Here is a 16,917-nt window from a genome sequence, read left to right as displayed (position 1 = left end):
GTCGACGGCCGCAGCGCCGCGGCCGACGGCACCAGCCAGTGGATCACCGGCGAGGCCGCCCGCGCCGACGTGCACCGCAGGCGGGCCCGGGCGGATGCCATCGTGGTGGGCACCGGCACCGTGTTCGCCGACGATCCCACGCTGACCGCCCGCAGGCCCGACGGCAGTCTCGCCGACCGGCAACCGCTGCGCGTCGTCGTGGGGCAGCGCGAGATCTCCTCGGAGGCGAGGGTGCTCAACGACGACTCGAGGACCATGGTGATCCGCACCCACGACCCGCACGAGGTGATCCGGGCGCTGACCGACCGCACCGACGTGCTCGTCGAAGGCGGACCGACGCTGGCCGGCGCCTTCGTGCGGGCAGGCGTGGTCGACCGGATCCTGGCGTACATGGCGCCGATCCTGCTCGGCGGGCCGATCACCGCGGTCGACGACGTCGGTGTGCCGACCATCGCCGCAGCCCGACGCTGGCGGTTCGACGGCATGGACGCCATCGGATCGGACCTGCTGGTGAGCCTGATCCCGGCCTAGTCGACCGCCAAGCGGGCGGGCGGAGTCAGCGCACCGACCTGATACAGCACGTCGAGTTCGTCGCGGATGCCCCAGTGCTCGCACAACCGACCGCCTCGCGATCGGAAGAAGTGCGCCGTCTTCATGGCGAACGGCCTGCCGGTGGCCATCACGCCCTCCGGCGACACCGCGTTGACACCGTGCGCGGTGGCCCGGATCGCGACGGTGTCGCCGGATTCCACGACGTCGTGGACCTCGTAGCGGACGCCGAGCACCTCCGTGACGAATGTGAGGATCGCGATGTACCCGTCGGGGCCCGGCGGCAGCGGCACCGGAGAGCCGTGGTCGACGAAGTCGTCGGTGACCAGGTCGTGGAGGCGGTCCAGCTGCCGGGTGTTGAGGGCGTCCATCACATCAGCGGCCAGGGCCGCGGTCGAGTTCGTCACGTCTCGTCGACGGGTGGGCGCTCGAAAAGGTTCACCGGCAGGCAGCCCGCTTCCACACCGACTGTGGGCTATCTCGCCCTCGACGCGCAGCCACGGCAAACAAATGAGGTGCCACTCTCGGTACACTCGTACCAGAGCGCTGTCACCGACGACCCACGCGCTGGTGACCCCGAGCAAAGGACTTGAGCGTGACTGCACTGCAGGACTGGCTCAGTATTCCCACCGTGACCCCGCAATCTGTGAAGACCTTCGTCTTCGCGCCCCTCCGCAGCGTCCTTCCTGGCAAAAAGGAGGACCGCAGCGAGCCGACGCTGTTGCGCCCCGGCCTCGAGCGCTGCTGACGTCAGTCGGCCCGGTGCCGGCCCAGCTGCCGCTCCGCGCCGGCGGCGGCCGGGTCGCTGAGCACGGGCTCGTCGGCGGGTGGCGCTGACACCGGCTGATCGGCGGGTGGCGCGGACTCCGGTTCGGCCAGTTCGTCGGCGTGTTCGTGGCGGCCCGCGATCAGCAGACCCAGCAGCGCGCCGACGATGCAGACCACGGCCGTCGCCAGGAAGATGTCCTGGAACTGCATCACGTACGCCTCGAGCGTCGCCTGGGTGTAACGGGTGGCCTGGGCGAGCGCCTGCTCTCTTGGCGAGCTCACGACGGGCTGCGGCAGCTCCTCCAGGCGCTGAGCCAGGGCCTGGTTGAACCGGTACAGGCCCCACGCCGACAGCGCGGCGATGCCGACGAGCATGCCGATCATGCGCGCCACCACCACCGCGGCCGACGCGATGCCGTGCTGGGCTGCCGGCACCACCCGCAGCGTCGCCGAGGTCAGCGGGCCGATCACCAGGCCCAGCCCGATGCCGGCGATCGCGAGATCGGTGTCGAGCACCGGCAGCGACACGAATCCGAGGTCGTGGCGCGCCGCGAACAGGTCCACCGGCCACTTCGAGATCAGGAAGAACCCGCCGGCGGCGATCACCAGGCCGGCGAACGCGACCAACCGGTCACCCACCCGGCTGGCGATCCACCCGCCCAGCAGAGCGCCGACCGGGAGCGCGATGAGGAATCGAAGCAGCAGGAACGCGGCCTCGTTCTGGGACTGGCCGAGGACGCCCTGCCCGAACAGTTCGACGTTGACCAGCGTCACCATCAGCGCTGCGCCGGCCGTGAGGGACGCCCCGAGTGCGGCGAGGAACGGCCGGAACCGCACCCCCGCGGGTTCGATCAGGCGGGTGCGGGCGAACCGCTCCCAGACGAAGAAACCGACGGTGACCACCGCGGCGGCGATCAGCAGCGGCGCACCGTAGTCGGGGAGGATCTTCTTGCCGTCCGGCGCGGGGTTGTACAGCCCGATGACCACCAGGCCGAGCGCGACGGCGAGCAGCACGCCGCCGACCACGTCGACCCGCTGCGGCTCGTCGGTCTGTCTGCGCCCCGGCAGGCTGAAGTGGATCATCACCATCGCGATGACCGCCAGCGGCACGTTGACCCAGAACACCGCCTGCCAGTGGTGGAACGCCCAGACCATGGCGATGCCGTACACCGGGCCCAGCACGGCGCCGAGTTCCTGGGCGGCGCCCACCCCGCCGAGCACGGCAGCGCGTTGGCGGCTCGCCCACAGATCGGCGGCCAGGGCGAGGGTGACCGGCAGCAGTGCGCCGCTGGCGGCGCCCTGGATGGTTCGGCCGACGACCATCAGCACGAGGTCGGTCGACATCGCGGTGATCACCGAGCCGATCGCGAACCCGGCGAGGCTGACCTGCAGCATCATCTTGCGGCCGAATCGGTCCGACGCGCGCCCGAGCAGCGGCATCGCGGCGATGTAACCCAGCAGGTACCAGGTGATGATCGGCGTGACCCGCTGGATCTGATTGATCGCGATCCCGACGTCCATCATGATGTCGCGAATGATGGTGATCACGACGTAGGTGTCGAGCGCGCCAAGCAGCACCGCGAGGCTGCCTGCGCTCAGCGCGATGCCGCGGCTGCGCACCGTTGTCTTCGGCGTGGCTTCCACTGGGGGAGAAGTCATCACACCGCGGGCTTGGTGACGGTGACCGGCTTACCCCAGTCGGTGAACGTCATGGTGATGCTCACGCCGTCTTTGGGTTGCAGCTGTGCCTGCACCAGTTCTTTCTTGTCGTTCTCGGCGATCCACGCCGTGGCGGGCACGGGGCCGGTGGCGCCGAGCTGCGGGGCGATCGAGTTGACGGCCTCCGCACTGACCGTGCCGGTCACCCGCACGGTGTCGGCGCCCGCGATGTTCTCGCGGCCGTCGGCCTTGGCGTCGGTGAAGTTGGCCAGCAGGTTGGCCAGTCCGCGGTTCGGGTCGAGGATCGCCGAGACGTCGAAGATGTCGGCGGCCGGACCGAAGTCCTGCAGACCGCTGCCCGGCGTGAGCGCGGCGTACAGGGTGCCGTCGACGACGGAGAACTGCACACCTTCGAGCCGCTGACCCATGAGAGCGAGGTTGGTGGTGCCCTGCGCGGCGACCGCGGGCGTGTTGGTCAGGTCGCCTTCCAGGGTCTCGATCGGCAGCTCCGGGATCTCACCTGTCGTCGAGAGCTTCAGGTGCGCACTCTGCAGCTCCCGGGTGGTCTTCGCGGAGTCCTGCAGCAAGGTGGCCGCGTCGGGCAGCGGCTCGCTCGACTGCTCCGGCGACGACGAACAGCCGGTCACCACCAACGCGGTGGCGAAAAGGATTGCGATGAAGGCATGCAGGGAATGGCGTGGGCGCAGACGCATGACTTGCATCGTAGAGGTTCGCTTCGCGCCGACGAGTTCGCCGCCCGCACCGGCGATCCGCCGGCACGCCGGAATAGGCTGGTCGTCGTGTTCACAGGAATCGTCGAAGAGGTGGGCGAGGTCGTCGACAAACAGGACCTCGGCGACGCCGCCCGGCTGGTCATCCGCGGTCCGGTCGTCACGTCGGACGCCGGTCACGGCGACTCGATCGCCGTCAACGGCGTCTGCCTGACGGTGGTCGACGTGCTGGCCGACGGATCGTTCTCGACCGACGTGATGGGCGAGACCCTCAACCGGTCGAGCCTGCGCGACATCGCCGAGGGCAGCCGGGTCAACCTGGAGCGCGCCGCGGCGGTCAACAGCCGGCTCGGCGGGCACATCGTGCAGGGCCACGTCGACGGCACCGGCCATGTGATTGCGCGCACACCGTTCGAACACTGGGAGGTGATGCGGATCGACCTGCCCGCGTCGCTGTCCCGCTACGTCGTCGAGAAGGGGTCCATCACCGTCAACGGTGTGTCGCTGACCGTGTCGGGCCTGGGAGACGACTGGTTCGAGGTCTCGTTGATCCCCACCACCCGGGAATTGACGACGCTGGGCTCCGCGGCCATCGGTGACCCGGTCAACCTTGAGGTCGACATCATCGCTAAGTACGTCGAGCGACTGATGGGTCCCACGGCGGGCTAGCTGGCAATAATCGCCGCCTGCGAGTGGTTCATACTGATGGTGTGGACCCGGTCACCGAATCGACCGACCGAGGTCTCGGATCCGGTGAAGGTGGCAGCAGATGACCAGGCTCGACTCTGTCGAACGGGCGATCGCCGACATAGCGGCGGGTAAGGCCGTGGTCGTCATCGACGACGAGGACCGCGAGAACGAAGGCGACCTGATCTTCGCCGCCGAGAAGGCCACCCCCGAACTCGTCGCGTTCATGGTCCGCTACACCTCGGGCTACCTGTGCGTGCCGCTGAGCGGCGAGGTGTGCGACCGGCTCGGCCTGCTGCCGATGTACGCGGTCAACCAGGACAAGCACGGCACCGCCTACACGGTCACCGTGGACGCGAAAGTCGGTGTCGGAACCGGTATCTCGGCCTCCGACCGGGCGACGACGATGCGCGCACTCGCAGACCCCGGTGCCGTGGCCGAGGACTTCACCAAGCCGGGCCACGTGGTGCCGCTGCGCGCCAAGGACGGTGGCGTGCTGCGCCGGCCCGGGCACACCGAGGCCGCGGTCGATCTGGCGAGGCTGGCGGGGCTGCAGCCCGCGGGGGCGATCTGCGAGATCGTCAGCCAGAAGGACGAGGGCGCGATGGCGCAGACCGACGAGCTGAGGGTCTTCGCCGACGAGCACGAACTCGCGCTGATCTCGATCGCCGACCTCATCGAGTGGCGGCGCAAGCACGAGAAGCACATCGTCCGTATCGCCGAGGCCCGCATCCCCACCCGGCACGGCGAGTTCCGTGCCGTCGGCTACACCAGCATCTACGAGGACGTCGAACACGTGGCGCTGGTGCGCGGCGACGTGGCCGGCCCGCACGGTGACGGCCACGACGTACTGGTCCGTGTGCACTCGGAGTGCCTGACCGGTGACGTGTTCGGCTCCCGGCGCTGCGACTGCGGGCCGCAACTGGACGCCGCCATGGCGATGGTGGCCCGCGAGGGCCGCGGCATCGTGCTGTACATGCGGGGTCACGAGGGACGCGGCATCGGCCTGATGCACAAGCTGCAGGCCTATCAGCTGCAGGACGCCGGTGACGACACCGTCGACGCGAACCTCAAGCTGGGCCTGCCCGCCGACGCGAGGGACTACGGCATCGGGGCGCAGATCCTCGTCGATCTGGGTGTGCGGTCGATGCGGCTGCTGACCAACAATCCCGCCAAGCGCGTCGGCCTCGACGGGTACGGGCTGCACATCATCGAGCGGGTGCCGTTGCCGGTGCGGGCCAACTCCGAGAACATCCGTTACCTGATGACCAAACGCGACCGCATGGGCCACGACCTGATCGGCCTGGACGACTTCGAAGAGGCGCACACGATGGACGGCTACGACGAGGCGGTCTACCTACTCGGCGACCGTCGCCCGGCCGGCGATCCGCGCGACTCCGGCGGCGCCCGGTGAGCCCGGCGGCCGGGGTCCCGGACCTGCCGGAGCTCGACGCGTCGGACATCACGCTGGCGATCGTCGCCAGCACGTGGCACCAGCAGATCTGTGACGCCCTGCTCGACGGTGCCCGCAAGGTCGCGGCCGAAGCCGGCATCGACGACCCCACGGTGGTGCGTGTACTCGGGGCCATCGAGATACCGGTGGTGGCACAGGCTTTGGCCGCAGGCCACGACGCGGTGGTGGCGCTCGGCGTGGTGATCCGCGGCCAGACACCGCATTTCGATTACGTCTGCGATGCGGTGACCCAGGGCCTGACCCGGGTGTCGCTCGATGCGTCCACCCCGGTCGCCAACGGGGTGCTGACCGTCAACACCGAGGACCAGGCCCTCGACCGCGCGGGCCTGCCGTCCTCGACCGAGGACAAGGGTGCCCAGGCCGCCGCTGCGGCGCTGTCGACCGCGCTGACCCTGCGTGAGCTGCGCGGGTCATGAGCGACGCCTCCGGCAACGACGTCGAGCTCGAGGTGCGGCCCCATCTGACGCCGTACTTCGCCTACGCGGCGGCCGTGATCATCGTCGCCGCGCACGTCACCGTGGGCCTGCTGCTCAAGGTCCGCTCGACCGGGGTGATCTTCCAGACCGCCGACCAGGTGGCGATCGCCCTGCTCGGCGTCGTGATCGGCGGCGTGGTGCTGCTCTTCGCCAGGCCCCGGCTCCGTGTCGGTGCGTCCGGCCTGGCGGTACGGAATCTGTTGACGTACAAGCTCATTCCGTGGTCCGACGTGGTGGGTGTGTCGTTCCCGGTGGGCGCCCGGTGGGCCCGGATCGACCTGCCGGACGACGAGTACATCCCCGTCATGGCCATCCAGGCGATCGACAAGGGGCGCGCCGTCGACGCGATGGACCAGGTGCGTGCCGCGCTGGCGCGCCACCGGCCCGACATCACGTCACGCTGAGCGCCATCGCGAACTCGGGGCGCGTCCCCTCCGCAGTCACCGACTTCACCGTGAATCCCAGGCTCTCGTAGACGCTGCGGGCCACCGAGTTGTCGGCGGCCACCCGCAGCGTCACCGTCCGGGCGCCCTGCCTGCTCGCCCAGTCCACGGCGGCCTCGACCAGCGGCCGGGCCAGACCGTGTCCGCGTGCCTCGGGATCGAGCCACAGCGAGTACAGGTACACGGTGTCGATGCTCTCCTTCTGCGCGCCGATCAGCCCGACCGGACGGTCGTCGACGAATGCGGCGAACTGCGCGTGGTCACGCAGCCGGCGCCGCCACTGCGCCGCGGTGAACGCGGACTCGTTGACGAACTGCGGGTCGTCGGAACCCAGTGAGTCGGTGAGCGCCCGCAACCGGATGACGGCGAACGTGCGCCAATCGGATTCGGCGAGCTTGGTGACCCTGGCGGTCGTCACCGGGCGTCGCCCATCACCAGCCCTTCGCGACGCGGATCTGCGCCGCCGGTCAGGCCGGACTGGTCCCGCACGATCGCGGACAACCCACTCGACTGGTCGGCCAGGTCGACGTCGTGGCCGAGTTTGCGCAGGCCCTGCACGAGCGGGTCGTCGTCGCCGTCGTTGGCGGTGTTGATGTTCGGATGTTCGCCGCCCACATTGGTTTTCGGCGTGTTCGCGGCCCCGAAGTCGACCATTCCGACCGCCTGCTGCGGATCGAGCCCCCAGTCGGTCATGCCGACGACGGTCTTCACGACGAACTGGATGATCACCGAGCCGCCGGGGGAGCCGAGCACGGCGTACAACGGCCCCCGTGCCCCCGGCGCGCCACCGCCCTCGCCGAACACCAGCGTCGGCGCCATCGTGCTGCGCGGCCGCTTGCCGGGCTGGATCCGGTTGGCGACCGGCGCACCGTCGGGTCCTGCGGGCTCCGCCGAGAAGTCGGTGAGCTGGTTGTTGAGGATGAAGCCGTCGACCATGTGGAACGAGCCGAACGCCGACTCCACCGTGGTGGTCAGCGATGCGGCGTTGCCGAAGGAGTCGACCACGCTGATCTGGCTGGTGCCGTGCTCCGGTGTCGGCGGCACCGGCGAGGTCGGTGGGCCGAACGCGCCCGGCTTGGCGGTGCCCATCGTCCGCTGCTCGGAGATCAGCGCCGCACGCCCGGCGAGGTAGTCGCTGTTGAGCAGGGTGTCCGGGGTGCCGCCCGGCAGCGGGACGAATTCGGTGTCGGCGACGTACTTGTCGCGATCGGCGTAGGCCAGCCGTTCGGCCTCAGAGATGAGGTGGACACCCATCACCGACGGCCGGCCGCCGTTGAGGTCGAGGTCGGTGGGCTTGTGGTCGCCCATCGAGAAGCGCTCCAGCATGCCGAGGGTGGCCAGCACCGCGATGCCACCCGAGGACGGCGGCGGCATCCCGCACACCTCCCGGCCGCGGTACGACTTGCACAGCGGCTCACGCATCTTCACCGTGTAGCCGGCCAGGTCCTGCACCGTCATCAGGCTGGGGGTGCGGCCGCCCGCGGTGTCCGCGGCGGATTCCACGATCGCCTGGGCGATCGGCCCGGTGTAGAACGCCTGCGCCCCGTCGGTCGCCAGCGCGCCGAGGGTCTTGGCGTATGCCGGGTTCGTCAGCCGGGTGCCCGCGGTCTTGGGGCTGCCGTCGGCGTTGAGGAAGTAGGCGGCGGCCTCGGGGTCGACCCGCAACTCCTTGGCGACGTCCGCGATGGCCGCGGCCAGCCGGGGACTGATGTCGAAACCACGGTCGGCCAGCCCCACCGCGGGCTGGAACAGGTCGCGCCAGGTGGACTTGCCGTGCTCCCGGTGGGCGTCCTCGAGCATCCGCACGATGCCGGGCACACCGATGGAACGGCCCGACGCCCTCGCGTCCGGCTTCGGCTCGGTGCGGTCGGTGTCGGAGATCCAGCGCAGGTAGTTTTCGGTCGCGGCGGCCGGGGCCACCTCACGTCCGTCGTAGGCCTGCACCTTGCCCGACGCGGCGTCGAAGTACAGCAGGAAGCCGCCGCCGCCGATGCCGGATGCCTGAGGTTCGACCAGGCCCAGCACCGCCTGTGCGGTGACCAGCGCGTCGGCGGCGGTGCCACCGTCGCGCAGCACCCGGCATGCCTCTTGGGTGGCCAGCGGATTCGCCGTTGCGACCGCATAGCGCGCCGTGTTCACGGCGGTCATGTCCTTGCGGTAGCCCGTCGCCACCTCGGGATTGGTGCCGAGATTTCGCGAGGTGGGAGCGTCGGGTGCGGCGGTCGGCGTCTTGGGCGCCGGTGTGCCGTTGGACACGATCTCGCACGGGCTCGCCGCGGGGGTGGGCGGGGACTCCTCGTCGCCGCCGCAGCCGGCGACCACCAGTCCGACAGCCGCCAACAGGGCCGCGAGCTTCTGCGGGCATACCGGGATGCGCACGCCTCGACGTTAGCGGAGTCACACAGGTCTGCGGCAGTAACCTGGAAACCGTGCCCGATCCAGCGACGTACCGACCCGCGCCCGGGTCGATACCCGTCGAACCGGGTGTCTACCGCTTCCGCGACCCGCACGGCCGGGTGATCTATGTCGGCAAGGCCAAGAGCCTGCGCAGCAGGCTGAACTCCTACTTCGCCGACATCGCCGGCCTGGCGCCGCGCACCAGGCAGATGGTGACGACCGCGGCCAAGGTCGAGTGGACGGTGGTCACCACCGAGGTCGAGGCGCTGCAGCTGGAGTACCTCTGGATCAAGGAGTTCGATCCGCGGTTCAACATCCGCTACCGCGACGACAAGTCCTACCCGGTGCTGGCGGTCACGCTGAACGAGGAGTACCCGCGGCTGATGGTCTACCGGGGCCCGCGGCGCAAGGGGGTGCGGTACTTCGGTCCGTACTCGCACGCCTGGGCGATCCGGGAGACCCTCGACCTGCTCACCCGGGTGTTCCCGTCGCGCACCTGCTCGGCCGGAGTGTTCAAGCGGCACAAGCAGATCGACCGGCCCTGCCTGCTCGGCTACATCGACAAGTGCTCGGCGCCGTGCGTCGGCCGGGTCAGCGCCGACGAACACCGCCGGATCGTGCTGGACTTCTGCGACTTCCTGGCGGGCAAGACCGACCGGCTGGCCCGTGACATGGAACAGCAGATGGCCGAGGCCGCCGGGCAGTTGGACTTCGAACGCGCGGCGCGGTTACGGGACAACATCGGCGCGCTGAAGCGGGCGCTCGAGAAGCAGACCGTCGTGTTCGGTGACGGCACCGACGCCGACCTGGTGGCCTTCGCCGACGACGAGCTCGAGGCGGCGGTACAGGTCTTCCACGTCCGCGGCGGGCGGGTGCGCGGCCAGCGCGGCTGGATCGTCGAGAAGTCCGGCGACCCCGGCGAATCCGGCGAGGAGCGGTTGGTCGAACAGTTCCTCACCCAGTTCTACGGCGACCAGGCGGAGCTGGGCGTGGCCGGCGACGGCGGCAAGGACGAGGCGACCAACCCGGTGCCCCGTCAGGTGCTGGTGCCGTGCCTGCCGGACAACGCCGACGAACTGGCGGAATGGCTGTCGGGGCTGCGCGGGTCGCGGGTGTCGCTGCGGGTGCCCCAGCGTGGCGACAAGCGGGCGCTGGCCGAGACCGTGAGACGCAACGCGATGGACGCGCTGGCACAGCACAAGCTGAAACGAGCCGGCGACTTCACGGCGAGAAGCGCTGCGCTGCAGAGCATCCAGGACACCCTCGGGCTCGCCGACGCACCGCTGCGCATCGAGTGCGTCGACATCAGCCACGTCCAGGGCACCGACGTGGTGGCCTCGCTGGTGGTGTTCGAGGACGGGCTGCCGCGCAAGTCCGACTACCGCCACTACGCGATCCGGGAGGCCGCCGGGGAGGGCCGCTCCGACGACGTGGCCTCCATCGCCGAGGTCACCCGGCGGCGCTTCTACCGCCATCTGCACGACACCCGGCCCCCGACGGAGACGCCGGACGCGCCGGACGTGACGGAGGTGACCGACGCCGCGGGCACGGCCAGGCCGCGGCGCTTCGCCTACCCGCCGAACCTGTTCGTCGTCGACGGCGGCGCACCTCAGGTCAACGCCGCACAGGCGGTGCTCGACGAACTCGGGGTCACCGACGTCGCCGTCGTCGGGCTGGCCAAGCGGTTGGAGGAGGTGTGGGTGCCCGCGGAACCCGACCCGGTGATCTTCCCGCGCAACAGCGAGGGGTTGTATCTGCTGCAGCGCGTCCGCGACGAGGCGCACCGGTTCGCCATCGCCTATCACCGCAGCAAGCGGTCCAAGCGGATGACCGCTTCGGCGCTCGACTCGGTGCGTGGGCTGGGCGAACACCGGCGCAAGGCGCTCGTGACCCACTTCGGTTCGGTGGCCAAGCTGAAGGAGGCCACCGTCGAGGAGATCACCGCGGTGCCGGGGATCGGCGCGGCGACGGCGAAGGCGGTGCTGGAGGCACTAGGCGGCGCGGCGGCCGATTCCGCTGTGCCCACAGCCGTTGTCGAGGATGATCAGGCCAGGGCATCGGGATGACAGAGTCAGGGATGAGCGGACAACTGCAGGACGACGGGGTGGTTCACGAGTCGGGCGGGGAATCGGGCATCGACGTCGTGCTGGTGACCGGGCTGTCCGGGGCGGGTCGCGGAACGGCGGCCAAGGTGCTCGAGGACCTCGGCTGGTACGTCGCCGACAACCTGCCGCCGGAGCTGATCGCCCGGATGGTCGAGCTGGGCCTGGCCGCCGGCTCCCGCATCACGCAGCTGGCCGTGGTGATGGACGTCCGGTCGCGTGGTTTCACCGGCGACCTGGACTGGGTGCGCAGCGATCTGGCGACCCGCAACATCAGACCGCGGGTGCTGTTCCTCGAGGCGTCCGACGACATCCTGGTGCGGCGCTACGAACAGAACCGCCGCAGCCATCCGCTGCAGGGCAACCAGACGCTGGCCGAGGGCATCGCCGCCGAACGGGCGCTGCTGGCCGCGGTGCGCGCGACGGCCGACCTGGTGATCGACACCTCGAAGCTGTCGGTGCCCGCGCTGCGCGAGAGCATCGAGCGGGCGTTCGGTGGCGAGACCGTCGCCCACACGAGCGTCACGGTCGAGTCGTTCGGGTACAAGTACGGCCTGCCGATGGATGCCGACACGGTGATGGACGTGCGGTTCCTGCCGAATCCGCACTGGGTCGACGACCTGCGTCCGCACACCGGCCAGCACGAGGCGGTGCGCGACTACGTGCTCGGGCAGCCGGGCGCCGCCGAGTTCCTCGACACCTACCATCGGTTGCTGGACGTCGTGATCGAGGGCTACCGCCGGGAGGGAAAGCGCTACATGACGGTCGCCATCGGATGTACGGGCGGCAAGCATCGCAGCGTCGCGATGGCCGAGGCGCTGGCCGGGCGGCTGCAAGGCGGTGACGGGCTGACGGTGCGGGTGCTGCACCGGGATCTGGGGCGCGAATGAGCCCGCGGATCGTCGCGCTCGGCGGTGGGCACGGCCTGTATGCGACGCTGTCCGCGGCACGCCGCCTCAGCCATCACGTCACCGCGGTGGTCACGGTCGCCGACGACGGCGGATCGTCGGGGCGGCTGCGCAGCGAACTGGACGTCGTTCCGCCAGGCGATCTGCGGATGGCGTTGGCGGCGTTGGCATCCGACACACCGCAGGGACGGCTGTGGGCGACGATCATCCAGCACCGGTTCGGCGGCAGTGGCGCGCTGGCCGGCCATCCGATCGGCAACCTGATGCTGGCCGGGCTGAGCGAGGTGCTCGCCGATCCGGTCGCCGCGCTCGACGAGCTGGGCCGGGTGCTCGGACTGAAGGGCCGGGTGCTGCCGATGTGCCCGATCGCACTGCAGATCGAGGCCGACGTCGCGGGCCTGGAGTCCGATCCGCGGATGAGTCGGGTGATCCGCGGTCAGGTGGCGATCGCGACGACGGTCGGCAAGGTGCGCCGGGTCCGGTTGCTGCCGGGTGACCCGCCGGCGACCCGGCAGGCGGTGGACGCGATCATGAGCGCCGATCTGGTGGTGCTGGGCCCGGGCTCGTGGTTCACCAGCGTCATCCCGCATGTGCTGGTGCCGGAACTGGCGGCTGCGCTGCGCGCCACCTCCGCAAGGCGGGCGCTGGTGCTCAACCTCGCGGCCGAGCCGGGGGAGACCGCCGGCTTCTCGGTGGAGCGGCACATCCACGTGCTCGCCCAGCACGCGCCGGACTTCACCGCGCACGACATCATCGTCGACGCCACCCGGGTGCCGAGCGACCGCGAGCGTGAGCAACTGAGCCGCACCGCCACCATCCTCGAGGCCCGCGTGGAGTTTGCTGACGTGTGTAGACCTGGTACACCTTTACATGACCCGGCGAAACTGGCCGCGGCACTGGAGGGTGTCCGCTTGCGAGGGGTGGCCCCGGCCCCCGATGTGCAGATGCCGACGGTGCCCACACCGACCGTGAACAGACCGAGAGGTGACGACCCGTGGCGATGACAGCCGAGGTCAAGGACGAGCTGAGCCGGTTGGTGGTCAACTCGGTGAGCGCTCGCCGCGCCGAGGTGGCCGCCCTGCTGCGCTTCGCCGGTGGGCTGCACATCGTGTCGGGGCGGGTGGTCGTCGAGGCCGAGGTCGACCTGGGCATCATCGCCCGCCGGCTCCGCAAGGACATCCACGACCTGTACGGCTACAACGCGGTGGTGCACGTGCTGTCGGCCAGCGGGATCCGCAAGGGCACCCGGTACGTGGTGCGGGTGGCCAAGGACGGCGAGGCTCTGGCCAGACAGACAGGCTTGCTGGACCTCCGTGGCCGCCCGGTGCGCGGACTTCCGGCCCAGGTGGTCGGCGGCAGCGTCGGCGACGCCGAAGCCGCTTGGCGCGGTGCGTTTCTCGCGCACGGATCGCTGACCGAGCCGGGTCGCTCCTCGGCGCTCGAGGTGAGCTGCCCGGGTCCCGAGGCGGCGCTGGCGCTGGTCGGTGCGGCCCGCCGGCTGGGGGTGAGCGCGAAGGCGCGCGAGGTTCGGGGCAGCGACCGGGTGGTGGTGCGCGACGGCGAGGCCATCGGTGCGCTGCTCACCCGGATGGGCGCTCAGGACACCCGGTTGACGTGGGAGGAGCGCCGGATGCGGCGCGAGGTCCGCGCCACCGCGAACCGGCTGGCCAACTTCGACGACGCGAACCTGCGGCGCTCGGCGCGGGCGGCGGTCGCGGCGGCTGCCCGGGTGGAGCGGGCGTTGCACATATTGGGTGACACCGTGCCGGACCACCTGTCGGCGGCGGGCCGGTTGCGGGTGGAGCACCGGCAGGCCTCGCTCGAGGAGCTCGGCCGGTTGGCCGATCCGCCCATGACGAAAGACGCTGTGGCAGGACGTATCCGACGCTTGCTGTCGATGGCCGACCGGAAGGCCAAGCAGGACGGCATCCCCGACACCGAGTCCGCGGTGACGCCCGACCTGCTCGAGGACGCTTAGCCAATCGAGCGTGCGCTCGCCACTGGTGTGGCATCCTGCGGAAGTGTCCGGGGGGACCCCGCCGTCAGGGGTCGTGACGTTTCTGTTCACCGATATCGAGGGTTCGACCCATCGGTGGGAATCCGACGCGGACGCCATGCGAGTGGATCTGGCCGCGCACGACTCGGTGTTGCGGTCGGCGATTGAATCGCACGGCGGTTTCCTTTTCAAGCACACCGGAGACGGCGCATGCGCCGCGTTCGCCTCGCCGCGCTCTGCGGTGGACGCCGCGATCGACGCCCAGCGCCGGCTGATGTTGCCCGTCCGGATGGGGCTTGCGACGGGGGAAGCAGAGTTACGGGACGGCGATTACTTCGGGACAGCACTCAACCGGGCGTCCCGGGTGATGACCGCCGGGCATGGGGGACAGGTCCTACTGGCTGATTCGACCGCGGCGCTGCTCAGCGGTGTGGCGCTGACTGATCTTGGACAGCACCGGTTACGCGATGTCACACAGCCAGTAGCGTTGTATCAGCTGTGTGCGCCCGGCTTGCGTACGGACTTCCCGCGGCCGCGAACACTCGAGTTCCGATCGGGGAACCTGCGCGCGGCCCCGACGAGCTTGATCGGGCGTGCCGGCGAACTGGCCGACATCGTTTCCGCGGTGCGCGCCCATCGGCTGGTTACGCTGACCGGCGTCGGCGGCATCGGCAAGACCCGGTTGGCGGTCGAGGTCGCAGCGAGCGTGGCCGACGAATATCCGGACGGGGTGTGGCTTTTCGAGCTAGCGGCGGTCACCGACCCGGCGTCGGTACCCGATGCGGTCGCTGCGGTGCTCGGCGTCACCCAGCAGCCGGGGAAGACGGTATGCGAATCCGTCGCGACCGCCCTCGACGGCAGGGAACGGCTCCTGGTGTTCGACAACTGCGAGCACGTCGTCGACGCCGCGGCGGACCTGGTCGCGGCGATCCTTCATCAGTCGGCCACCGTGAGGGTCCTGGCCACCAGTCGTGAAGGGCTCGGCCTGCCCGACGAAAAACCGTGGCGGGTGCAGTCATTGGACGTGAACGCTGCGGTGGAGCTGTTCGCCGAGCGCGCGGAGAGCATCTCACCCGACGAGCTCCCCGCTGTGCAGGACGTCTGCCGCCGGCTCGACGGCATCCCGTTGGCGATCGAGTTGGCGGCGTCCCGGATGTCGTCGATGTCGGTGGGCGAGGTGCGGGACAGGCTCGATCACCGCTTCCAGCTGCTCGTCGGCTCCCGACGAGGTGTGGAGCGCCATCAGACACTGCGGCACGCGGTTGCCTGGTCGTTCGGTCTCCTCGACGAGCGGGAGAAGAAGCTGCTCGAACTGTGCTCGGTGTTCGCGGGTGGGTTCGACCTCCAGAGCGCCTGCGCTGTGGGCGGTGTCGGTGAGGACGAGTACGCGACGCTCGACTTGCTCGATGCGTTGGTGAGGAAATCGCTGCTGGTTGTTGCCAAGTCGTCGACGGCTCGCACCCGGTACTCGATGCTGGAGACGATCCGCCAGTACGCCGAGGACGAACTCGTGGCGCGGGGATTGGCTGGCGAGGCGCGTCGCGCTCATGGCCGCTACTTCGCAAGCCGCGAGGCCGAGTTACTCGACCTGTGGGACAGCCCGCGACAGCGTGACGCGTACGCGTGGATCATCGATGAATTGGCGAACCTGCGCACTGCCTTTCGATGGGCGGCCGACGACGGCGACCTCGACACCGCAGCGGCGATCGTCACGGTCACCGGCTTCCTCGGACTCTGGATGGAAGTCTACGAGCCTGCTGCGTGGGCCGAGGAGATCATCGACGTGGCGAAGAGTGCGAATCATTCCCGTCTCGGCGAGCTGTATCTCGTCGCGACGACCTGTCAACTCGTCGGACGGACCGGGGATGGCATCCGCTACGCCGAGGCAAGTCATTCGGTGCTGCCCGCGGACCTTGACGACGTGGTATCCAGCCTCATCCCCTTACAGGATTCGGTCTACCTGGGCATTGGACGGCCCGATCTGTGGGCGGGGCTGTGTCGAGCGAGGCTGACGGCGAGTTCTGACACCCGGGCCTTCGCCAGGGCTGGGCTGGTGATGGCGCTGATGGCCATGGACGAGCACGCCGAAGCCATCGCGATGGCCGACGGCCTCATTGAGGCCGCGGAGGCGGCGGACAACCCAGCTGCGCTGTCATTTGCGCTGCTTTCCTACGGCACCGCCCTTCGCGATGCCGAACCGGAGATCTCGCTGGCTGCGGCGCGGCGGGGCTTACGCATCGCGAAGGACAATCAGATCCGCGCCAACGAGTCGGTCCTGGCGATGGCACTGTGCAAGTACGAGGCGGACAGCGGCGATCCCTTGGCGGCGCTGGACGGCGCGACCGTCGCGATCCGCAATTACCATGACTCGGGCACTGCCAGCGTGATCGGTGTTCCGCTTGCGAATCTCGCCTACCTGCTCGATCGTCTGGGCCGGTACGAACCGGCGGCGACGATCCTCGGCTACGCCCATACGCCAATGGCGGAAGTCACGATTCCCGGCCTCGACGGCACGATCGCTCACCTTCGCAGCGTCCTGGGCGACACGACGTACGAGGAATTGGCCCGTAAGGGCGAGGCGATGACGATGGCCACTATCACGGGTTTCGCGTATGAGCAGATCGACCAGGCTCGCGCTCAACTCGAGCAGGCACGCTGAACCTGCGGCCTCGAGGACGCCTGAGTCAGAAGGGTGGTTCGTCGGGTAGTGGCGGTGGGTCGGGTGGG

At 69.8% G+C, this 16,917-nt stretch carries 16 protein-coding genes; 11 read left to right on the top strand and 5 right to left on the bottom strand.

All coding sequences use genetic code 11. From position 1 onward, the window contains the following. On the top strand, nt 1–531 hold a 531-nt coding region (locus Q2100_RS21680; RefSeq protein ID WP_302915717.1), incomplete at its 5' end, for a RibD family protein. On the opposite strand, the gene Q2100_RS21675 is transcribed toward Q2100_RS21680, so the two are convergent. Further along, complete coding sequence (locus Q2100_RS21675; protein WP_302915716.1) at nt 528–956, bottom strand: ester cyclase; 429 nt, start codon at nt 954–956, stop codon at nt 528–530. The genes Q2100_RS21680 and Q2100_RS21675 overlap by 4 nt on opposite strands. A gap of 188 nt (nt 957–1,144) precedes the next feature. Between Q2100_RS21675 and Q2100_RS21670 the strand changes: the two genes are divergently transcribed. Further along, complete coding sequence (locus tag Q2100_RS21670) at nt 1,145–1,297, top strand: hypothetical protein (protein WP_264013798.1); 153 nt, start codon at nt 1,145–1,147, stop codon at nt 1,295–1,297. A 2-nt stretch (nt 1,298–1,299) separates the two neighbouring features. On the opposite strand, the gene Q2100_RS21665 is transcribed toward Q2100_RS21670, so the two are convergent. Together Q2100_RS21665 and Q2100_RS21660 are read right to left on the bottom strand one after the other, a co-directional pair. Further along, nucleotides 1,300–2,976: an MFS transporter gene (locus Q2100_RS21665; RefSeq protein WP_302915715.1), complete on the bottom strand. Its 1,677-nt coding sequence runs from the start codon at nt 2,974–2,976 to the stop codon at nt 1,300–1,302. Beyond that, nucleotides 2,976–3,689, bottom strand: coding sequence for an LppX_LprAFG lipoprotein (locus Q2100_RS21660; protein ID WP_264013799.1), 714 nt, complete (start codon nt 3,687–3,689; stop codon nt 2,976–2,978). Before Q2100_RS21660 ends, Q2100_RS21665 begins: the two co-directional genes overlap by 1 nt. Nucleotides 3,690–3,776: 87 nt before the next feature. Between Q2100_RS21660 and Q2100_RS21655 the strand changes: the two genes are divergently transcribed. From Q2100_RS21655 to Q2100_RS21640, 4 genes are all read left to right on the top strand, one after another. Next, the gene (locus Q2100_RS21655; RefSeq protein ID WP_264013800.1) at nt 3,777–4,376 is read left to right on the top strand and encodes a riboflavin synthase; all 600 of its coding nucleotides are present in this window, start codon (nt 3,777–3,779) and stop codon (nt 4,374–4,376) included. A gap of 100 nt (nt 4,377–4,476) precedes the next feature. Then, nucleotides 4,477–5,808 carry a bifunctional 3,4-dihydroxy-2-butanone-4-phosphate synthase/GTP cyclohydrolase II gene (locus Q2100_RS21650; RefSeq protein ID WP_264013801.1) on the top strand — a complete coding sequence of 444 codons (1,332 nt, stop codon included), beginning with the start codon at nt 4,477–4,479 and terminating at the stop codon, nt 5,806–5,808. Beyond that, nucleotides 5,805–6,284, top strand: coding sequence for a 6,7-dimethyl-8-ribityllumazine synthase (gene ribH, locus Q2100_RS21645; RefSeq protein WP_302915714.1), 480 nt, complete (start codon nt 5,805–5,807; stop codon nt 6,282–6,284). The genes Q2100_RS21650 and ribH overlap by 4 nt, the downstream gene beginning before the upstream one ends. Continuing rightward, the gene (locus tag Q2100_RS21640; RefSeq protein WP_264013803.1) at nt 6,281–6,748 is read left to right on the top strand and encodes a PH domain-containing protein; all 468 of its coding nucleotides are present in this window, start codon (nt 6,281–6,283) and stop codon (nt 6,746–6,748) included. Before ribH ends, Q2100_RS21640 begins: the two co-directional genes overlap by 4 nt. Here the strand turns inward: Q2100_RS21640 and Q2100_RS21635 are convergent. After that, a complete protein-coding gene (locus tag Q2100_RS21635) occupies nt 6,735–7,205 on the bottom strand; it encodes a GNAT family N-acetyltransferase (protein WP_302915713.1) in 471 nt (156 codons plus the stop codon). The genes Q2100_RS21640 and Q2100_RS21635 overlap by 14 nt on opposite strands. Then, nucleotides 7,202–9,166 carry a gamma-glutamyltransferase family protein gene (locus tag Q2100_RS21630; protein ID WP_407667673.1) on the bottom strand — a complete coding sequence of 655 codons (1,965 nt, stop codon included), beginning with the start codon at nt 9,164–9,166 and terminating at the stop codon, nt 7,202–7,204. Before Q2100_RS21630 ends, Q2100_RS21635 begins: the two co-directional genes overlap by 4 nt. 50 nt (nt 9,167–9,216) lie before the next feature. Here Q2100_RS21630 and uvrC point away from each other — a divergent pair, with 50 nt between their 5' ends. The 5 genes from uvrC (at nt 9,217) to Q2100_RS21605 (ending at nt 16,849) form a co-directional block, all read left to right on the top strand. Beyond that, nucleotides 9,217–11,250 carry an excinuclease ABC subunit UvrC gene (gene uvrC / locus Q2100_RS21625; RefSeq protein WP_302915712.1) on the top strand — a complete coding sequence of 678 codons (2,034 nt, stop codon included), beginning with the start codon at nt 9,217–9,219 and terminating at the stop codon, nt 11,248–11,250. Nucleotides 11,251–11,261: 11 nt separating this feature from the next. Next, nucleotides 11,262–12,176, top strand: a complete 915-nt coding sequence (gene rapZ, locus Q2100_RS21620) for an RNase adapter RapZ (protein ID WP_264013806.1) — start codon at nt 11,262–11,264, stop codon at nt 12,174–12,176. Further along, entirely contained in the window at nt 12,173–13,198 is a 1,026-nt protein-coding gene (gene yvcK / locus Q2100_RS21615; RefSeq protein ID WP_264013807.1) for a uridine diphosphate-N-acetylglucosamine-binding protein YvcK, read from the top strand. Before rapZ ends, yvcK begins: the two co-directional genes overlap by 4 nt. Continuing rightward, entirely contained in the window at nt 13,195–14,172 is a 978-nt protein-coding gene (whiA, locus tag Q2100_RS21610; protein ID WP_264013881.1) for a DNA-binding protein WhiA, read from the top strand. Before yvcK ends, whiA begins: the two co-directional genes overlap by 4 nt. Nucleotides 14,173–14,245: 73 nt before the next feature. Then, nucleotides 14,246–16,849, top strand: coding sequence for an ATP-binding protein (locus Q2100_RS21605; RefSeq protein ID WP_302915711.1), 2,604 nt, complete (start codon nt 14,246–14,248; stop codon nt 16,847–16,849). Nucleotides 16,850–16,917 lie beyond the last annotated feature (68 nt).

It is taken from the genome of Mycolicibacterium arseniciresistens (assembly GCF_030519285.1).
Lineage (GTDB): Bacteria > Actinomycetota > Actinomycetes > Mycobacteriales > Mycobacteriaceae > Mycobacterium > Mycobacterium arseniciresistens.
The sequence above is the reverse complement of the archived record's forward strand: the minus strand, read 5'-3'. Positions and strand labels throughout refer to the sequence as shown.